The sequence below is a fragment of the Paenibacillus sp. VTT E-133280 genome (assembly GCF_002264385.1).
Classification (GTDB): domain Bacteria; phylum Bacillota; class Bacilli; order Paenibacillales; family Paenibacillaceae; genus Paenibacillus_AQ; species Paenibacillus_AQ nitricinens.
In genome coordinates this window covers 1-18,423 of record NZ_NFUX01000100.1, presented here as the reverse complement: position 1 = coordinate 18,423, position 18,423 = coordinate 1, and the positions used below count along the sequence as shown (strand labels likewise).

Sequence of the window (18,423 nt, the reverse complement as noted above, 5' to 3'; positions counted from 1 at the left end):
GAAGGATATCTACCAGGCACGGGATCAAATCGCAAAAGCGCAGACCGCATATAAAGTATATCAAGCGTTTGGAAACAAGACTCAAATGGACGCAATGCATAAGCTGGCGGAAGACGCACGCCAAAAGCTGAAATATCTAGCATAGACGAAGTCCATTACCAAGCAGGTAAGGATCTAAGTGGTTATTTCAAGAAACCAGTGGTTAAGGCGTGTGATTATGATCCGTCAATTACTACCAGCAGCGTACCATTAGTTCAGAATGAATCGTATCTGCTGATGCTCCGAATGGCGATGGAACCAGGAGATCAGGGAGCCTGGGCTAAGCGCCAACTCGTAGGGGAACGACTGAATATTCCGCCGATGGAGCTTCCAGATGGGACACCGATTACCGCATATAACAATGAAAATGAGATAACACTCAACTATTTTAATGCGAATGTATTAAAACCTAACGAGACCAATTCGTTATCGGCATATTATTTGTGGTTGGAATCAACCTACGGAATGACCGAATGGCGGAAAAAAGTGGTACAAGCGGATGCGGTTACGCGCGCATTTATGGGATCTCTTATCGAGGAAACCGTTATGGGTGTAGTGGATACAGTGACGTTTACATTCCATTTTGTCATAGACCCGGAGAAGACGACACAGGAAATGGCAGATACAGCATCTTATCTCATGAAACATCCAGAAGTATTGGCAGAAGCAGCGAAGAAGATGTATCATAACTTTAATGAAGGAACGCCGGAGGAAAAGGCTTCCATGCTGGGTGCAGCTGCTTCTGTATTGGTACCGGGGCTATCTGTGACTAAGGGTACAAAGGTAGGAAAAGTGGCCGATGGGGTACAAGATTTTGCCACTAAAGCGATGGAAGGCGTGAAAGACCTTAATAAAGTCCTTCAGAATTCCGGTCACTTGGCTGAACTGCCGAAATTCAAGCCATTTTTAAGCACGCCAGAAGGTATGCCTTTCAGTGTAGGAAAGATCCCCATGGATTCGAATCCACTGCCCAAAACATTTGTGCAGGAGCATTATATAAATGAGATGAATGGGTTTGGGGATGTGAAAGGTGGTAAGATTGAGGGAACGGGTAAAGGTCAGACAGATGATAGAATTGTTCACCGATTTGACGAAGCTGAGAATTTTATTGGCAAAAGAACACAATCTGAGATTGACGATTTGGCACATGATCCAGCTCATGCAGGTTCCACAAGGCAGATTGATATTGAAAAAGGTAAACATGAGGCAAGGGTTGGGTTAGAACTTGAGGAAATGAAAAAACTAGATGGACCTATAACTAGAGATCCATCTGGAAAAGCAGAATTTATAGATGCAAAAGGGCAAGCTTGGGATGTCAAGTCATTTAATTCAAATTATCCGCCTAAAAAGGGAGGTTACAAACTTTCGAGCGCTATGAGATCAATTAATAAATCTCTAAGCGAAGGTGAAAATGTGATACTAGATGTCTCTAACTTAAGTATCGAAAACAAAGCAGAACTTTTGCATGAAATATCAATTCAAGGTTTAATAGATAAAGTAGTTACATGGCCTTAGGAGGTGGTGTTAAATGGATTTATTTACAAAACTAAAGAAATACACTGAGTTTTCAATGGGGCTTTCAAAAGAAGTGTGCGAACTTATTTATCAAGATACTTCTTTTGATGGGATAGTGTTTACAGGATATGATTTAAACAATAGTAGTTTTTTAGAAGTAGTATTCAACGAGTGTGACTTTTCAAACGTGTATTTAAGTGGAGCATCTCTCTGCGGTAGTAACTTTAATAGGTGTGAATTTTCAGATAATATATTCAGGAAAGGTAAGGCGGACAATTCTAGGTTTAGTTCAACTGTTTTCAAAAACTTAGATTCATTTAGAACGACCTTTTATGAATCTAAGTTTTTTGATGTGGAAATTTCAAATGCTAAACTTGAACTAACATATATGGATGATTCAACTTTTTCTGAAGTAGAATTTAAAAACACTAAATTTTTATCATCAACATTTAATAATTCTACTTTTAAAAATGTGAAATTCCTCAATTGTCACTTTGAAAATACGAAATTCTTAAATATCACTGGTTTTGATGAAATACATTTTGTGAATTCAAGTATTACAATACATGGAGAATTGCTAGTTGGCATATCAAGCCATGAGATGAAAACTCTAATAGATTTTAGCAATACTGGAAAACCGAATAAAGGATTAGATTAGGTTGACTTGGAAAAATCAGGGAAAAGATAAGGCATCGGTTCACAATGATGAAGAAGAAATAGTTATCGGAACTGAATACTTCTAATTGGTTCTTGAACTTGAGGATATTTCTGACATAAATTTTGTTAGAAACCATTATGACGTAGATGTTAATAATTGCATTAGGGGTCAGTTGTTTGGTAACACCTTTTATCAAGGATTAGAAGCTCTGATTAAAGTTATAGGGAAGTTTATAAAACAATATAGTGGGAATCTGGAATCTGTTGTTTTTAGGAAATGGTTCAGATCAGCTACTTAGAAAAGAGAATAAGTTAATTATCAATAGTTATTTGGATCTATGCCACATAAAGTACTTAAATCGAAGTCTACTTAGTTTACTTGATTATTCTTATATCGAAGAAGAATTAAAATAATATGGGATTTCATCCGACTTCAACGGGGCTACCCAGTGCCGAATGAATTCTTTATTGAACCAGTAACGCACTTAAGTCATGTTATACCCGTATAAAGATTTGTTCATTTCGTTTGTACGCACAATAATGCTTGAGATTTTATAACCTAATTAACGCTAGAGCCTTACATAGAACAGGTCGATTATGGTCAGATACCACCATGACTGACTTGTTTTTTTATATTCATTTTCCGGCGTCCTAGCTTGCTGTGCCAATTCAAAATCCCTCCCAATTAAAGATTTCAAAAGGAGTAAAGCACCCCCAAAAGGGCTTTACTCCCTTTTAACATCTAGTCTATGCTATGTTATTATTACATTATATTTTCCTGTAAATAACAAAATAAAGAGTTTGGAGGTTTATGAATGAGAAGTAAGCGTAACTTGATAATGCTGTTATTGTTTGCTTTGACGATTATACTTTCAGCCTGTAATGATAAAAAAACTGCGATATTATCCATGGATGAAATACGGGATCTAGCCCAGCAAGGCGAGGCGTTGTCGTGGAAGGATTTTGAAGGGTATCCCTTTGAAGACGTCGGTTCAGGTTTGTATATCCGCAAATATGAAATCAATGATGACTACCATGTATTAGTTGGTGGCGGAAGTGTTGATGCAGCTCCTCTATATATAAATCTTGTCAAAAGAAACGGAGAAAAGATCGATATCCGTTATGATGACATCGATCATTTTATCCTCAATTAAATGATGGGCTTTTAGGTTATTCAAATCTTATTCCGTTAGACATTTCGTCCAAGCGTTCCCAATCGAGCACGACAATTTCTTGCTTAACTTTATATAAAATTTCCATGTCGGTGAGCCGCTGAATGACACGGTTTAAGTGGCGGGGAGTAGTCCCAATTAACGAAGCTATATCTGGGATATAGGGTGTCTGAATTTCTTTTCCAAACTCCCGTTGGAGCTGTATCGTTAATAAATAACTTGCAAACCTTTCCTCTACTGAGCCCAGCAAGTTCGTTCGGGATGCGGATGTGCAGGTTAGAAGCTTGTAGGAGAGATGTTTCAGCAACAAGTCTTTAAACCTGTGGTTATCCATTAGGTCAGACTCAACCTTTTGTTTCGGGATAAATAAGAGGGTGGTTTGTTGTACCGCTTCAACTTGGGATTGGACCACAACCTCCTGCACGTATTCAATGTCCCCGAATAATGACAAGGGTGAGCAGAAACGTAATAACAAGGATTTTCCCGTCCCCACACTAGAAGAAACCTTAGTACGCCCCTCCACTTGAAAATAAATTCCGTCCAGCTCATCCCCCTCACGCAAAATGATCTCATTCTGCTCATAGACAAGTAACTGGATTAAAGCATGTGTTGACGTCGTGAATACTTGATTTAGATTAAATTGGGTAATGTAATGTGCTATAAGATTTGGATCCTGAATAGTTTTCATTGCGTACTCCTTTTTGGACATCGGTCCTTTCTATTATATACGAACTCGTTATTATAGAGAAAAAGGGGAGGATACAGACGATGAAATTTATTTTTGATTTAGATGGAACCATATGTTTTAGCGGCAAACCTTTGAGTGAACGGATCGTACAAGTCTTGGATACTCTAATTGAAAAAGGACATGAGGTTATTTTTGCGTCAGCCCGGCCTATTCGTGATTTGTTGCCTGTGTTGCCTGCTCATATGCATCATTTTTCTATGGTTGGCGGGAATGGTGCATTTATTGCAAAAGGTGGAGAGGTTATTTCGACGATACATTTTGACGCGCAAACTTCGGACATCCTCTTGAAATTAATAGAAGAGTTTAATGCAGCTTATTTGATTGACAGTCACTGGGATTATTCATATTCGGGTTCTGATGATCATCCCATTCGGAGAAATGTAGATCCAGAACAACGTGCCAAAAATGTAAGTCCATCTGAGCTAGATGAGCTTGTGAAAGTAGTTATTTTGAATAGCTTAAACGGAGAACAGTTATTAGATCAGCTACATAAACTACCTGTTGTGATTTATAGACATGGTCAAGAGGACATTATAGATATTAGCCCTAAAGGCATAAATAAATGGACAGGATTACAACAATTAGGCGTAGAAATGCAGCGATTTATTGCTTTTGGTAACGATGCTAACGACATAGAAATGTTTAGACATTCCGCTCATTCAGTTTGTGTTGGAGAACACACAGAGCTTGGTGAATTGGCAACGGAAAAGGTGAGCAACGAAGAGGAGCGAATTTCCAGAAAAATACTGGAGCTGATGAGTGGGCTGCAGATCGCCTAGTCCATCAACTGTTGATCTTAGCTCGCCGTTCGGTGCAGCACATACAGGGAAGCTATAGTTGAAATCCAAAAAACCTGCCGATTAAATCGACAGGTTTGTTAAGTAATATAGATGAGGTTAGATAAGTTCTTGGCGGCGATGTAAATAACGATATAGAATACAACCGGATATCGCGCATATCGCTGCACATAATCCGATAAAACCATAACCGGCTTGAAGTCCGCGTAACAAACCTATTTGCGTCTCTGCACCGTAAAGCCGCTTCACACCTTCGATCACAGCACCTATAGCATAGTTGCCAATTACGCTACCTACTCCCATTAACGTGACTGTAAATGTGATGGCGGTGTCGCTGCCATGTGGATATCTTTTGGCGATAAAAGCCATAACCGTGGGATAAATCATCGCAATCCCGATTCCTGCAGCGGCAAATAGAAATGCGAGCTTTTCTCCACCCAAAATTGCGGCAAACGTACACAGGGCAGAGAAGGCTGAAAAGATGATAAGCGATAGGTTAAATCCAATCTTATCAGTAACGGGTCCGAGTAGGAGTCTTGCTAACGAGAAGCAGAGAAAGAAGGTAGACAGCATCCCGGATGCAGTAACCGTATCCCACAGGTACGCTTTTTCAAGGAAGTTTACGAGCCATCCGCCTACAGCAAGCTCCGACACTACCCCGAAGGAAAGGATTAGGACCATGAGCCATAGAGCAGGATCACGAACGAGCGTTTTTAAAGGGATTCGGTCCTCATGCGGAAGATCATCACCCGGAAACGTACTCCGTAAGGCAAATACAATAGGCAGTAAAGAAAGGCTAAGCATTATTAGATACATTCCGCGCCAATCCAGAGTATGACCGAATACACTTACCGTCATCAGCCCTGTTGCCAGTAGGGGAGCTAACGTGGAACTGAATCCGTAAAAGAAATGGGATAAGTTCATCATGGTCCCGGTATTTTTAACGAAGATACGTGCTCCCAGAATGGCAAGTCCAATCTCAAGCATTCCGTTTCCGATATACATCAGGAAGTATGAAGCCGAGAAGAGGGGATAGCTATGTGAGATGTAAATTAGAACGCCAGAGAATATCATGGATGCGAAAGCAATAATACTGACAGCCTTGATCCCCCACTTCCGAACCAATACAGCTGTAAAGGAACAGGCGATCAAATAACCCAGTGCGTTTAGGGATAAAAGGGTGCCCAGCTGCTTTTCGTCGAGACTGAAGTCAAACTGAATTCTTGGAATGGCTGGCCCTTTAATATTTTCTGATATCCCAAACACAATAAAACCCAAGAAGATCGTTGCCAATTGCATGGCATAAACCTTGTTAAATCCTCCAAAACGCTTTTTCAACTTGAGAACCTCCGGAATCGGGTATCTTTATTGCTCGGTGTCTCTGTAGTACTCTTCTTTAAGCTTTTCCCAGTGTTGTTTATCGTCCTCTGTAATTTCTCTTAGCACTCTGCAAGGATTTCCCACCGCAATTACATTGTCAGGGATATCTTTTGTCACGACTGAACCTGCGCCGATGATTACATTGTTGCCGATATTTACCCCGGGATTGATAACGGCATTTCCGCCAACCCAGACATTGTTTCCAATGGTAATCGGTGTACCGAATTCGAGCAGACTAATTCGAACGTCCGCATCGATGGGGTGGCCAGCGGTATATACACTTACTCTAGGTCCAAAGAGAACATTCTCACCTATTGTTACTTTTGCTACGTCCAGGATAATGCAGTCGAAATTGGCGTAAAAGTTATTTCCGACGGTAATATTGCTGCCATAATCGCAGCGGAAAGGTGGCTCAATATGCAACGATTCACCTGTAGACTCGAATAATTGCTTAAGTAATTCTACTCTATATTCGCCTTGTTCTTCCGTCGTATTGTTAAATAAACGAGTGAGCATTCTGGATCTTTTACTATCTCTAGCTAATTCTTCTCCACCAGCCATGTAAAGCTTTCCTGCAATCATATTCTCTTTGTTTGTTGCCATTCGTAATTCCTCCTGAAGTTCTTGTTGGTTTACCGGCGCTTTTCAACCAGCTGCAACGAATAGGTCAAGCTTTCCAGCGTGATCGCAATTAATCCGTTCATGTAATAATCATCAGGGTGATCCAGCACAATTAGATGAGGCATATGCTCTTCTGGAATGAACACCAGACAACTTTGATAGATAAGTGGCACATCCTCTTGTTTAACTTGTTCGCCTGTGAGTGCTATCGTTTCAGGGTTAATAACTGCTGTCAATGAGGCGATGGTATGCGCTGCCAAGGGGATAAACGTTTCCGTCTGCCCCAAACGGATAAATTGCTCCTCACGTGACATTCCAAACGGTAAAAAGGAGACTTCACCCGCGAATCTAGTATTGCCTTTGTGGATATGCCCGTCGATCATCATCCCTGCACCTGGAAAGGCTCCTTTGATAAAGGTCAACACGACGATGGTTTTATCCTCTTCGTAATCCTGCTGCTTATAGAATCCGTAAACGGTTAGATTCATATCATTTTCGACTGTGACTTCAACCTCATATTTCTCTCTGAGGAGTGACTCTAAGGGAGCATGAATTAAAGTCTTGATATCACAAATATTAATGACACCACGGTGAGCCAGTCCCGGGATTCCAATGCCAACGGCTTTGATGTTGTTATAGGCTTGAATTAGTGTGCCTACTAAATGATCAACGGTTGTAGCGTCAATACTCTCAGCCTTGATATATCCATCATCTACACGCTCGCCAACGGAATTCGTTACGGCATAGGTTAAGGATTGTTGGCCATCTTCAATTTTGGCATAGATGCATGCGATGTAGGAGAAATCGACATTATAGATGAATCTTCGGGCCGGCCGACCTCCATTCGAAGCCTCCAGCTCCGTCTCAATGACTTCACCTGTCTCCATAAGCTCATTCAGAATATTTCCGCAAGTGGCAACACTTAACCCGGTGGCGGTAGCAATCGTTGATTTGGTTCCTTCTTTCATCGATTTCAAGGCTTGCTTGATGAGCTCCTGATTTATCTTTTTAACACGAATAGAATTGTTTGCGATTTGGTTTATTTTATTCACCTCTAGACTTTTGAAAATAGTTATTAAAAGTATTATCAATACTATAACTTGGTGTTTCACAAATGTCTATATTAGTTGAACTTAAGATTTATCTATTAAGGTAATTGCGTGACTGCGGTGAATCCTTGGACTTCCGGCCGCTGTTGTCCCCAGATTTCTTGATTATATACCGTGCTTCACGGTTGAAATCCGGTGACAAAGGCGGGCGCTATCGCTCCTACAGTTCCAAGCTTCCCCTCCGCTACTCTTCCATTTAGAATGTTTTTAAGTTCAAAATGTCTAGCCAATGATTTTATAATAAAAAATCGTCGCTTGTAATGCACCATTTGCTGATATTGCATAGCTCGGTATACGTCCAGCTTGTATGTAATCCATTGAAGTATAAAGGAGATTGGAAGGGTCGCCTTCTCTTGTATCAAGCACTAATAACGATCGTTCTTCCTGCTTAGCTCTTTCTTCAGCTTTTTCCATAAGAGAACGAGCAATACCATTACGGCGATAATTAGGGTGTGTCATCAGCTTTGCGATTTCGGCTCGATGCGTTCCGTTTGCTTTTGTACATAAATGTAGTTGTACACTTCCCACGATAATATCATTCATTCTTGCGACAAAAAGAATCACATCGGGCGCCAAAACATTGTGCCAATATGATGTAGAGTCTGACGGATCTAAGGGTGGTAAAAAACCAATGGAGGCTCCATCCTCCACCACCAGTATCAGAAGCTTTGAAAGCTCATCTATTGATTCTTCAATCGTTAGTAATTGTTCGATGCTCACTTTGCTAACCATATAAATTCCTCCAGCACTTATAAGTTTAAAAATATAGCGAAATCATAACTGAATACATATAATTTGTATAACGAATTTTATAGATCATAATCATTAATATTTTGAATCGTAGAGGGTGTTATCTATGGACTTATCTCAATTAGAAGCTTTTTTGGCGGTATGCAGAATTCGAAATTTCACCAAGGCCTCAGAGCATCTACATATCTCCCAGTCCGCCGTTACCGCAAGAATAAAAGCTTTAGAAAACTCCGTGGGCAAGGTGCTCCTTACACGTGATAACCGGAATGTTAGCTTAACGCAGGCAGGGATATCTTTTGTTCCCTATGCTGAGCGGATGCTTCGTTTGTTTGAAGAGAGTAAGGTGACTCTATCCGAAGAACTGGAGAACTATATCATTTTGAGTGGACCCGGGTCCGTATGGCATTATTATTACCTGCAGCATATTCTTTCATTTAGACGTGATCATCCCAAGGTAGCCATCAAATTCCTAAGTTATATTGATTCTAGCTATATGATACGTGATCTTTTGCTGGACGGAATAGTCCAGGTTGCTATTAAATATGACCCGCCGGAACATCCTAAGGTGACCAGACATCTCCTGTTTGAAGATGAGATTATTCTGGTCTCCACACAATTAAGAGAAACACCTGTAAGCAGGGAGGATTTTTTTCAGCGGGAGTATTGTCATTTAGAGTGGGGAGGTCCGTTTCCGGAATGGTTTACTAGTATCGTTGGAGCGGGCTATGTGCCGACACTTCAGACGGACCACTCGATGATTATGCTGGACATGCTGCTACTAAGAGCAGGCTTTGGATTTCTACCACGATCTATAGCACAACCTTATCTCGATCAACAGAAGCTATTTCAACTTCAATGTGAGTTAGACACGCCGATTATCAAAGCTTACGCTCTTTATTTAACTGAGAATGCAGAAGATATTCGTGTACGGCTTGGGCTGGAGATGCTTGGGGTGGATAGGATAAAAGAGTAGATAGACGCCTACCTATGTGCCGATTATACTGAGTAACGTCAGCAAAGTATGAAGGGTCTGGAATTAGTTTACAGGCGGGAATTTGCGAGATTTTGGTGAGATCAGCAGGGTAGAATAGTAGAATTACTCGCAAAGAGAGGAGCCTGAAGGTTGAGGACGAAGAAATACCGTGGATTAGTCGGGATGGGGTTGTTTTTTATTCTTGCCTTTTCCCTATTAGTAAGTATAAATTCCCCAACGATTCAGGTCCTTGATACCCCGGTGGCAAAGCATGGCGTACTGGATTTATCAGGATGGGATTTTGAAAAGCAGGGACTAGTTGATCTGGACGGAGAATGGGAGTTTTATGAAAATGAATTACTGAGTCCATCTGAGATTCAGCCCAGAATAGATAAGCAATCTACCTATTTAACGGTCCCAGGCACATGGAAAGGTAAGATTATAGAAGGTGGGATGGACCGCAAAGGTGCGGGCACCTACAGACTCAAAGTGCTGGTCAAAGATTCGGATGAGATTCTTGGTTTGAAAATAAGAAGTATCCGTATGTCTCAAAAGTTATTTATCAATGGGAAGCAAGAGGGAGAGAGCGGGGTTCCATCAACGGACAGTGAGTTCTTTAAGCCAGGAAATACGCCGTATACGGTTTTTTTTCATTCCAATACCCCAGAGATAGAAATTGTATTACAAGTGTCTAACTTCAACTTTATTACGGGAGGGATCGTGAATTCAATTCCGCTGGGCGTCCATGCGGATATTACCAAAGTGAACAGTATTCAGATCGGCTCAGATATTGGAATTATTTTGATACTGGGCATGTTTGGGGCATACCATCTCAGCTTCTTTTTCGTGGGGCGTAGAGAAAAAGCATACTTACTCAGCGGTTTATATTTGCTAATTCTCTCATTGAATAATTCACTATATGGCGAGAAAATATTTCAGCAGCTACTACCCAGGGTACCTTTTGAACAAGTTTACAAGTTGTTGGAAATTAGCCAGTTTATCGGCGCAATTATCATTATTATGTTTTACTGCTCGGTTGAGTCCCGGTTAATGTCAAGTAAGAGGATGAGGCTCGTATTATCTCCATTTGTCCTTTATCTGGCTTCGGTTTTGGTGCTCCCGTATGGTGTACATATTCGTGCGAAATATTTGTTTGTAGCCTATCTTGGAATCGTTATGCTAGTGATCATCGTAAGAATGATCTATTTATATCTTCGCAGTCAGAGCGAAACGACGGATCGGAAAGAATTGTTTCTGTTCATTGGCGGGGCGATCTCGCTCCTGATTTTTTTCTTTGATGTAAGTCTTTATTCTGAAAATGTTCTACAGACTGATTTGGTGGGTAAATTCGGAGTGATTGGTTTTATTGTGTTCTTCAACATTATGTTAGCTGTACGATTCTCCAACACGTATGACAAGACGGAAACGCTGTCCCGCCAGTTGCTAATCTCGAACCAGCTTAAAGATGAATTTCTAATGAACACCTCTCATGAGATCAAGACTCCGCTGCATGGCATTATGAATATGACATCGTTTTTATTAGAAGACGGGGAAGATAATCTGTATCCTATACAGAAACAGAATCTTTGGTTAATTAAGGACACTTCTACTAAGCTGTCTATGCTCATTCAGGATTTGATTGATGTGAGTCTTTTGAAGCATGGTGAGTTAAGATTGCAGCAGACAGTGGTTGATCTAAGGGTGGCTTCACAGATTGTATTTGATGTACTTCAGTTCGAACTAGCAGGAAAGTCCGTTGTATTAGATAACCAAGTGGAACCTAATATTTGGGTTCTGGCAGATGATAGTCGATTAAGACAAGTCATGTACAATCTGGTTCACAATGCAATTAAGCATACAGATAAAGGAATCATTAAGATCACGGCCAGTGTAGCAGGGAATACAGTATCTGTCACAGTGGAGGATACGGGAACTGGAATAGCTTCAGATCTGCAAACAGCCATATTCGAATATTTTGAGCAAGTCGATAAACCGCTGCCACAAGATGGTTACACTGGAATGGGAATTGGCTTGTACATTAGCAGGAAACTGATCGAGCGGATGGGTGGTGAGATTTGGGTAGATTGGTCCGAGATCGGCCATGGCACTCGAATGATCTTCACCTTGCCCAAAATAGAGCGGATTCCAGGCTATTATGAAGTAGCTGCTACGGGCGTGGAGCAACATGCGCAATTTGAGCATACCTCGCTTGATATTGTGGATCAGAGTGGATATACGATCTTAATCGTGGATGATGAAGCATCTAATATCCATATTCTACTGAACATTCTAAGACGTCATCATTACAATGTCATTACAGCGTTTTCGGCGAATGAAGCGATGGACAAAATGAAGCAATACCCCAATGTGGATCTAGTGATATTGGATGTCATGATGCCGGAAATTTCAGGCATTGAGTTGTGCCGAACCTTGCGATTGCATTACTCCATTCTGAATTTACCTATTCTGTTTGCTACAGTTAAGGACGCGCCAACGGATATTGCATTAGGTTTCCGAGCAGGGGCGAATGATTATATCACGAAGCCCTTTGATGGAGAGACGCTGATTGCGAGAATCCATACGCTGATTGCTATGAAAACATCGATTCAGGAAGCTATACGAAATGAGTATGCTTTTCATCAGGCCCAAATTAAGCCTCATTTTCTGTATAACGCACTGAGCAGCGTGATCTCTTTCTGCTATACAGATGGCGAGAAAGCCGCCTATTTGTTATCTATGCTAAGCCAATACATTCGTTATATTCTCGATATGGATCGTTCCACTTTAGTGGTTCCTTTGCACCGGGAGTTAGAGCTGATTCAAGCCTACGTGGAGATTGAAAAAGCTCGTTTTGGAGAGCGGTTCGATTTTATTTTCCGTATGGATGAGGGTCTGCGTTCTGTTGAAATCCCATCCTTATGTATTCAGCCATTTGTCGAAAATGCGATCAGACATGGACTGTTTGAAAAAGAGGGTCAGGGCAGAGTTTCGCTCACCGTTCAAGCTGGAGGGAACTACATGAAAGTTATCATCGAAGATGATGGTGTGGGAATTCCAGATGATCTGTTATATCAATTAACCGGAAACGAGCAGTTGGATGGCAGTATCGGTATCCATAACATTCGAAAGCGCATAGGCGCTATACCCGGAGCCACTTTAACGATTCATTCTGACCTTGGGTATGGGACCAAAGTGACGATGTATTTACCAGTAAGCCTTGGGGGCATGGGGGGAGACACACGATGATTCGTGTAGTGATTGTTGAAGATGAGAAACCGATTTTGAATTTGATGAAGGTACTGATCAGCCGCAATTCAGATTATCTCATTAGTGGGACCTTTTCAAATCCATTGGAGGCACTGGAGTGCATACCTGAGCTACAGCCAGACGTCGTGTTTATAGATGTCGAAATGCCAAAAATGAACGGCATTGAGCTGGCGAGCAGAATTCAGAAGCTGATGCATCCACCGGAAATTGTATTTACAACCGCCTATAAAAATTATGCACTCGAAGCGTTCGAGGTAAGTGCGCTAGATTATATTCTCAAGCCAATAACACCCGAAGCGATCAGCAGGGTTACTGAACGACTTGTTAAACGGATGAGACCTGCGGTGAGACTAGATTCCAAGAAAATGGGTCCGATGATCCGCTGTTTCGGTGGGTTTGAAGTCTGCGATTCAGAAGGCAAGCCTATTCATTTTCGCACACGCAGAGCGGAGGAATTATTCGCGTATTTCTTATGTAATGCAGGTCGTTATATCAGCAAATGGAAAGTGATAGATTTATTATGGCCTGATATGCAGGATGAGAGAGGGGCATCCAATTTGTATAATACGATATATCTCTTGAAAAAAATGCTGAAAGAAAAAGGCTTCGGCATGGAAATCCGCAAAATGAATGATGGATATATGCTGGAGACGGGAAATGAAAGTTATGATGCGCTTGATTATCAAAGATTTCATTTAGAAATGGTTGATGGGAAGCAAAACACTGCGCAAATGGAGCGTCTTTGTTTCTTATATCAGGGGCCCTTGCTGGATGGAAAGCCCTATCTGTGGAAGATTTCACTGGAGGAAGTTTATGCTAAGTATTATACAAACTGGACGCGTATCCTAATTGACAATGATTGTGCCTCACAGGACTGGCCTAAAGCAGAGCAACGGTTAGAAAAGTTCTTAAGCTTATATCCTTTGCATGAAGAGATGAACCAGCAAATGATTGTTATTTATGCCAAACTTGGAAATAAAGAAAAGATCACAAGACTCTATGAGAGATTCGAGACGGCTTATCGTTCGGAGCTGGGAATGGTTCCTTCAGCGGAGTTTAAAACGCATGTAGCTGCATATCTGGCCTAATTTTATATGAAAAGAGTTCAGCAGAGGGAGAAATCTCTCTGTTTTTTATTTCTAAGAGTAGCTAACTTTTCGAGAACTTTACCGTTATACATACGAAGGGAGGTGCAGGATGAAGCCCGGGCAGCTACATCAGATACTTCAACCGAAAATGTTAGAAATCCAAAAATACTTGATTCGTCTCGGGGCACCTGCAGCCGACGCGGAAGATATCGTACAGGAAACGGTGTATAAGGCTCTTTTGTATATCGATTCCATTGATGAGAACAAATTCAGTGCGTGGCTATATAAAGTGGCGATCAATCGCTACTATGATCTGTGCCGCCGCGGCAAGCGGATAGTCATTCCGATTGATGATGTGGATGTGCCAGTTATGGAACTGCCGGAGGATTATGTGCTGTTAAAAGAGAAACGAGAAGACATCGAACGTGTATTGGATGAGCTTCTACCTCTCCATAAACAACTCATTATTATGAAATATGAGCTGGAGCTGTCCTATCAGGAGATAGCAGAGCTCCTCGGGATCACGACGGATACGGTCAAATCGGCATTGTTTCGTGCCCGCAAGCAATTCCAAAAAAAGTACAGAGGTGAAGTGGAATGACGGCTCCATGGGAACAACAGGATGATCAGAACCTTTCAAAAGTAATTAAGAAAGCAAAACGAAAAACAATGATTCGTAATACGATCGTTTCTCTGGTCGTGACCGTTATAGTATTGTTCGGAGGCATGCTGGGCAACGCTCATTTAACAAGCTGGTTAGCGATGCGTGGTCTGGATGAGGAGAAGATCATGATGGAGATTAGTAGTCCTAACCTTCATGAGTTGAGAACGGAGCTGGATCTAGGATTTTTAGCGGGCAAAGTTGAGATCAGCTCTTACAAGGTTATTGAAGGGGTACCTGTTGTATGGGATACCCGAAAATTAGATTTTAGTATGAGCAGCCGCTTTTCTCTGCTTAATAGGGGATATTCTAGTATAAATGTGCCTGACCCCGTAATGACAAGCCAAAATTATGAATACTACCGAGGATATAACAGTCAAAATGGACAGCGGGAAATGTTATTCTACGTGCCGGGAGTGAATTATAACGGAAAAGTGTTGAATGACCTCCCTGCGCTTGAACAAATGGATCCAGGTAAGCTGGTAGAGATGGCAGTTTCTTTTGATAAAAGCTATACACAGGCCGAGGTTGAAACAATGCTGCCGGCTGAGCTGACACAGGCATGGTATTGGGTAGATACGTATGACAATAAGAAGAAACTTGAGTTTATCACAAATGAAAGTAGTCCAAACAAGTATGCATTGCCAGAATCAGCGAGACAAGTATACGGTTACGGTGTCAAATGGGAGGGGTTATTTAACCCGAAACCAGAGGAATTTCTGCAATCACTAGCCTATGGACTTCAGAAGAAGGGCAAGTATTATGGAGAATTTGAGCGAATCACGAATTATTTGAAAAAGGGTAAAGCGGCACCGGAGGCCAGCGACGTACTGTTATATGGAGTCGTCGTTACAGGAACTGCGAAGGAGCTGCTAAGCCTCAAAGGAAAGCCCTATGTTAATACGGCAGTTCTCGGCGCGATTGTGGATAAATATTAGATCCGTATAGTAACGCTAAAACAACTGGGTACCGTACAAGCGTAACTGAATCTCTGAAATAATTAGGGAATTTCCCCTGAAATTCTGAGATCTTTGATCATCTAACTAATAATTAAGGAATTCCTCCCTGTCATTTGGCTGTTTTGGTAGAAAACAAAGAAATCTCCTCAATTATACTCTAGCGCACAGCGCACATACACTATCCGGTTAAAGTAAAGACTGCATTGTGCCTGTTTCTAAAAAAGAAGCTACCCATAAGTAGGTACTCTACTTATGGATAGCTTCTTTTTAATTTAGTTCACGGCTCACCAAAGCTACGTCCATTTGGCAGACCAAAGTTTCATTTCCTTCAAAATTTGATGCAAGTCCTCACCTTTTGGAGTTAACGAATATTCCACGGTAACCGGTACGGTAGGAAACACGTGACGTTCTAGTACCCCGTGTTCCTCTAAATGGCGCAGCGTACTAGTTAACGCGCGAGGGCTGACATTAGTGATTTTTCGCTGAAGCGCTCCAAAGCGTTGGGTACCGTCGAATAACTCTCTTAGTACGAGAAAAGCCCATTTTCCGCCCAATACCTCAAGTGTTTTTTCTACATTACATTCAATAGTAAGTGGGGTTTTAGGGATATAATTATTGCTAGATTTAGCTGTTGTCAAGGAATCTCCTCCTGTTTTGGTGCCACTATACTCTTGTATAGTAACTACTCTAGAGATCATATAGTAAACTAAATTTCACTTCTTCCTATTATATACAAACTATTCTAGAATGAATATGTTCGCTAGGCAACCTGCTGAAATCATAACACGGAACTATGGAGAGGAGCAGTTATTATGAAATATCGTAGATTAGGTGGAACGGGCCTTAAAGTTAGCGAGATTAGTTTGGGAAGCTGGCTGACATATGGAGGTTACGTAGAAAGAGATAATGCTGTTAAAGCCATTAAACCGCTTACGATTTAGGCGTGAATTTTTTTGATACGGCCAATGTTTACGAAAAGGGTGCTGCTGAAAAAGTGCTAGGCGAGACCTTGCGGAATTATCCGCGAGAATCCTATGTGCTCGCAACGAAAGTATTTGGCGAAATGGGGACAGGGCCTAACGATCGTGGATTATCCCGCAAGCATATTACGGAACAGTGTCATGCAAGCTTGCAGCGTCTCGGCGTAGAATACGTGGATATTATGTATTGCCACCGTTTTGATACAGAAACTCCAATTGAAGAGACTTTGCGTGCGCTGGATGATCTGGTTCGTCAAGGTAAGGTGTATTATGTCGGGGTTAGTGAGTGGACTGCGGCGCAAATGACGGATGCTTTAGCTGTAGCCGATCGTTATTTGCTGGATCATATCGTGGTTAACCAACCGATTTATAATATGTTCGAACGTTATATTGAAAAAGAAATCATTCCGCTCGGCGAGCGCCGTGGCATTGGACAGGTTGTATTTTCTCCACTGGCTCAAGGGCTGCTAACTGGAAAATATAACGCAGAAATCCCTGAAGACAGTCGTGCGGCTAAGCTGGATCGGTTGAAGAAGGCGTTTACGGAAGAGAAGATTGAAAAGGTTCGTCAATTAAGCGGGGTCGCTGCAGAGCTGAATATTTCTGTGGGAAATCTGGCTTTGGCTTGGATTTTGCGTCAGCCTAATGTAGCTAGTGCGCTGGTGGGTGCCAGTCGTCCGGAGCAGGTTGAAGAGAATGTTAAGGCTTCGGGGATAGAGCTTACCGAGGATACTTTGAAGAAAATTGAAGAGATTCTTAAATAGAGACAGCTTTATAAAAAAAGGAGATATGATCATGGCGAAAGTAGTGGTTACTGGCGGAAGCGGGATGCTGGGCAGATGGGTAGTACGGCATTTTGTAGAACAAGGGTATGAGGTTGTGAATGTAGATACGCAGAAATCACCGGATTCTTTGTGCCAAACTTTGATTGCTGATTTGAATAATCTGGGTGAAGTGTATGGCGTATTAGCAGGCGCTGATGCAGTCGTACATTTGGCTGCGATCCCAGCCGCAAATATAAAGACGAGTGAAGTCACTTTTCAAAACAATGTAGTATCCACCTACAACATTCTGGAGGCTGCTGCTGGACTAGGCATTCGCAAAGCCGTTATTGCTTCCAGTGAATCCTCTTATGGCATCTGTTTTGCGGTTAACCCTCTAGGACCACAGTATGTACCTATGGATGAGGATCACCCACAATTGCCTGAAGACAGCTACGGTCTGTCCAAGGTTGTGAATGAGCAGACCGCAGAGATGTTCCAGCGCAGAACGGGCATACAGGTCGTTTCCCTAAGAATCGGAAATGTCATTGATCCATCCGCGTATGAACGTTTCCCTTCCTTCATTCATGATCCAGCGCAGCGCGATCGGATATTGTGGAGCTATATTGATACACGGGATGTAGCGACAGCTTGTCAATTGGCGATCGAAACGGACGGACTCGGTGCGGTGGCACTTAACATATGTGCAGATGAGACCAGCATGGCTATACCTAGCAGAGAGCTAATGGCCGCACGTTATCCAGAAGTGACGGACTACCGTCAGCCGCTGGAAGGCCATGAGTCGTTACTCAGTAATGCAAAGGCTAAGAAGCTGCTGAGTTGGCAGCCAAAGCACTTATGGCGAGATTATGTTAACGATTAAATAATGAGCCAGGTACTTTTACTATAAATGAGAGTTCAAAAAGTACGGTTTTCAGCACCGAGA

At 41.8% G+C, this 18,423-nt stretch carries 16 protein-coding genes and 1 pseudogene; 11 read left to right on the top strand and 6 right to left on the bottom strand.

Annotation, left to right across the window (positions count from 1 at the left end):
* Positions 1 to 285: 285 nt before the first annotated feature.
* From CA600_RS31980 to CA600_RS28335, 3 genes are all read left to right on the top strand, one after another.
* On the top strand, positions 286 to 1,554 hold the full coding sequence (locus tag CA600_RS31980) for a hypothetical protein (RefSeq protein ID WP_256990046.1): 1,269 nt from the start codon (positions 286 to 288) through the stop codon (positions 1,552 to 1,554).
* Between the two features lie 13 nt (positions 1,555 to 1,567).
* On the top strand, positions 1,568 to 2,212 hold the full coding sequence (locus CA600_RS28340) for a pentapeptide repeat-containing protein (protein ID WP_094874459.1): 645 nt from the start codon (positions 1,568 to 1,570) through the stop codon (positions 2,210 to 2,212).
* An 814-nt stretch (positions 2,213 to 3,026) separates the two neighbouring features.
* The gene (locus tag CA600_RS28335; RefSeq protein WP_094874458.1) at positions 3,027 to 3,365 is read left to right on the top strand and encodes a hypothetical protein; all 339 of its coding nucleotides are present in this window, start codon (positions 3,027 to 3,029) and stop codon (positions 3,363 to 3,365) included.
* A gap of 16 nt (positions 3,366 to 3,381) precedes the next feature.
* Here the strand turns inward: CA600_RS28335 and CA600_RS28330 are convergent, their stop codons facing one another.
* Positions 3,382 to 4,071, bottom strand: a complete 690-nt coding sequence (locus CA600_RS28330; protein ID WP_094874457.1) for a Crp/Fnr family transcriptional regulator — start codon at positions 4,069 to 4,071, stop codon at positions 3,382 to 3,384.
* A gap of 80 nt (positions 4,072 to 4,151) precedes the next feature.
* Between CA600_RS28330 and CA600_RS28325 the strand changes: the two genes are divergently transcribed.
* Complete coding sequence (locus CA600_RS28325) at positions 4,152 to 4,910, top strand: HAD-IIB family hydrolase (protein WP_094874456.1); 759 nt, start codon at positions 4,152 to 4,154, stop codon at positions 4,908 to 4,910.
* A 117-nt stretch (positions 4,911 to 5,027) separates the two neighbouring features.
* Here the strand turns inward: CA600_RS28325 and CA600_RS28320 are convergent, their stop codons facing one another.
* The 4 genes from CA600_RS28320 to CA600_RS28305 form a co-directional block, all read right to left on the bottom strand.
* Positions 5,028 to 6,227, bottom strand: a complete 1,200-nt coding sequence (locus tag CA600_RS28320) for an MFS transporter (protein ID WP_094874462.1) — start codon at positions 6,225 to 6,227, stop codon at positions 5,028 to 5,030.
* Between the two features lie 66 nt (positions 6,228 to 6,293).
* Positions 6,294 to 6,911, bottom strand: coding sequence for a sugar O-acetyltransferase (locus tag CA600_RS28315; protein ID WP_094874455.1), 618 nt, complete (start codon positions 6,909 to 6,911; stop codon positions 6,294 to 6,296).
* A gap of 29 nt (positions 6,912 to 6,940) precedes the next feature.
* The gene (locus CA600_RS28310) at positions 6,941 to 7,897 is read right to left on the bottom strand and encodes an ROK family protein (protein WP_218832804.1); all 957 of its coding nucleotides are present in this window, start codon (positions 7,895 to 7,897) and stop codon (positions 6,941 to 6,943) included.
* 363 nt (positions 7,898 to 8,260) lie between these two features.
* Positions 8,261 to 8,770 carry a GNAT family N-acetyltransferase gene (locus CA600_RS28305; RefSeq protein ID WP_094874454.1) on the bottom strand — a complete coding sequence of 170 codons (510 nt, stop codon included), beginning with the start codon at positions 8,768 to 8,770 and terminating at the stop codon, positions 8,261 to 8,263.
* Between the two features lie 124 nt (positions 8,771 to 8,894).
* On the opposite strand from CA600_RS28305, the gene CA600_RS28300 reads away from it, so the two are divergent.
* From CA600_RS28300 to CA600_RS28280, 5 genes are all read left to right on the top strand, one after another.
* Entirely contained in the window at positions 8,895 to 9,761 is an 867-nt protein-coding gene (locus CA600_RS28300) for a LysR family transcriptional regulator (protein ID WP_094874453.1), read from the top strand.
* Positions 9,762 to 9,944: 183 nt separating this feature from the next.
* Positions 9,945 to 13,007 (top strand): sensor histidine kinase, encoded by a 3,063-nt coding sequence (locus CA600_RS28295; protein WP_094874460.1) that lies wholly within the window; start codon positions 9,945 to 9,947, stop codon positions 13,005 to 13,007.
* Positions 13,004 to 14,116 carry a response regulator gene (locus CA600_RS28290; RefSeq protein ID WP_094874452.1) on the top strand — a complete coding sequence of 371 codons (1,113 nt, stop codon included), beginning with the start codon at positions 13,004 to 13,006 and terminating at the stop codon, positions 14,114 to 14,116. The genes CA600_RS28295 and CA600_RS28290 overlap by 4 nt, the downstream gene beginning before the upstream one ends.
* Before the next feature lie 109 nt (positions 14,117 to 14,225).
* Positions 14,226 to 14,717, top strand: a complete 492-nt coding sequence (locus CA600_RS28285; protein ID WP_094874451.1) for an RNA polymerase sigma factor — start codon at positions 14,226 to 14,228, stop codon at positions 14,715 to 14,717.
* Entirely contained in the window at positions 14,714 to 15,715 is a 1,002-nt protein-coding gene (locus CA600_RS28280; protein ID WP_094874450.1) for an anti-sigma factor, read from the top strand. The genes CA600_RS28285 and CA600_RS28280 overlap by 4 nt, the downstream gene beginning before the upstream one ends.
* A 314-nt stretch (positions 15,716 to 16,029) precedes the next feature.
* Here CA600_RS28280 and CA600_RS28275 read toward each other — a convergent pair whose 3' ends face one another.
* On the bottom strand, positions 16,030 to 16,374 hold the full coding sequence (locus CA600_RS28275; protein ID WP_042186450.1) for a winged helix-turn-helix transcriptional regulator: 345 nt from the start codon (positions 16,372 to 16,374) through the stop codon (positions 16,030 to 16,032).
* A 174-nt stretch (positions 16,375 to 16,548) separates the two neighbouring features.
* Between CA600_RS28275 and CA600_RS28270 the strand changes: the two are divergent.
* Positions 16,549 to 17,480: pseudogene (locus CA600_RS28270) on the top strand (aldo/keto reductase family protein).
* 31 nt (positions 17,481 to 17,511) lie between these two features.
* On the top strand, positions 17,512 to 18,360 hold the full coding sequence (locus CA600_RS28265; protein WP_094874449.1) for an NAD-dependent epimerase/dehydratase family protein: 849 nt from the start codon (positions 17,512 to 17,514) through the stop codon (positions 18,358 to 18,360).
* The last annotated feature ends 63 nt before the right edge of the window (positions 18,361 to 18,423 follow it).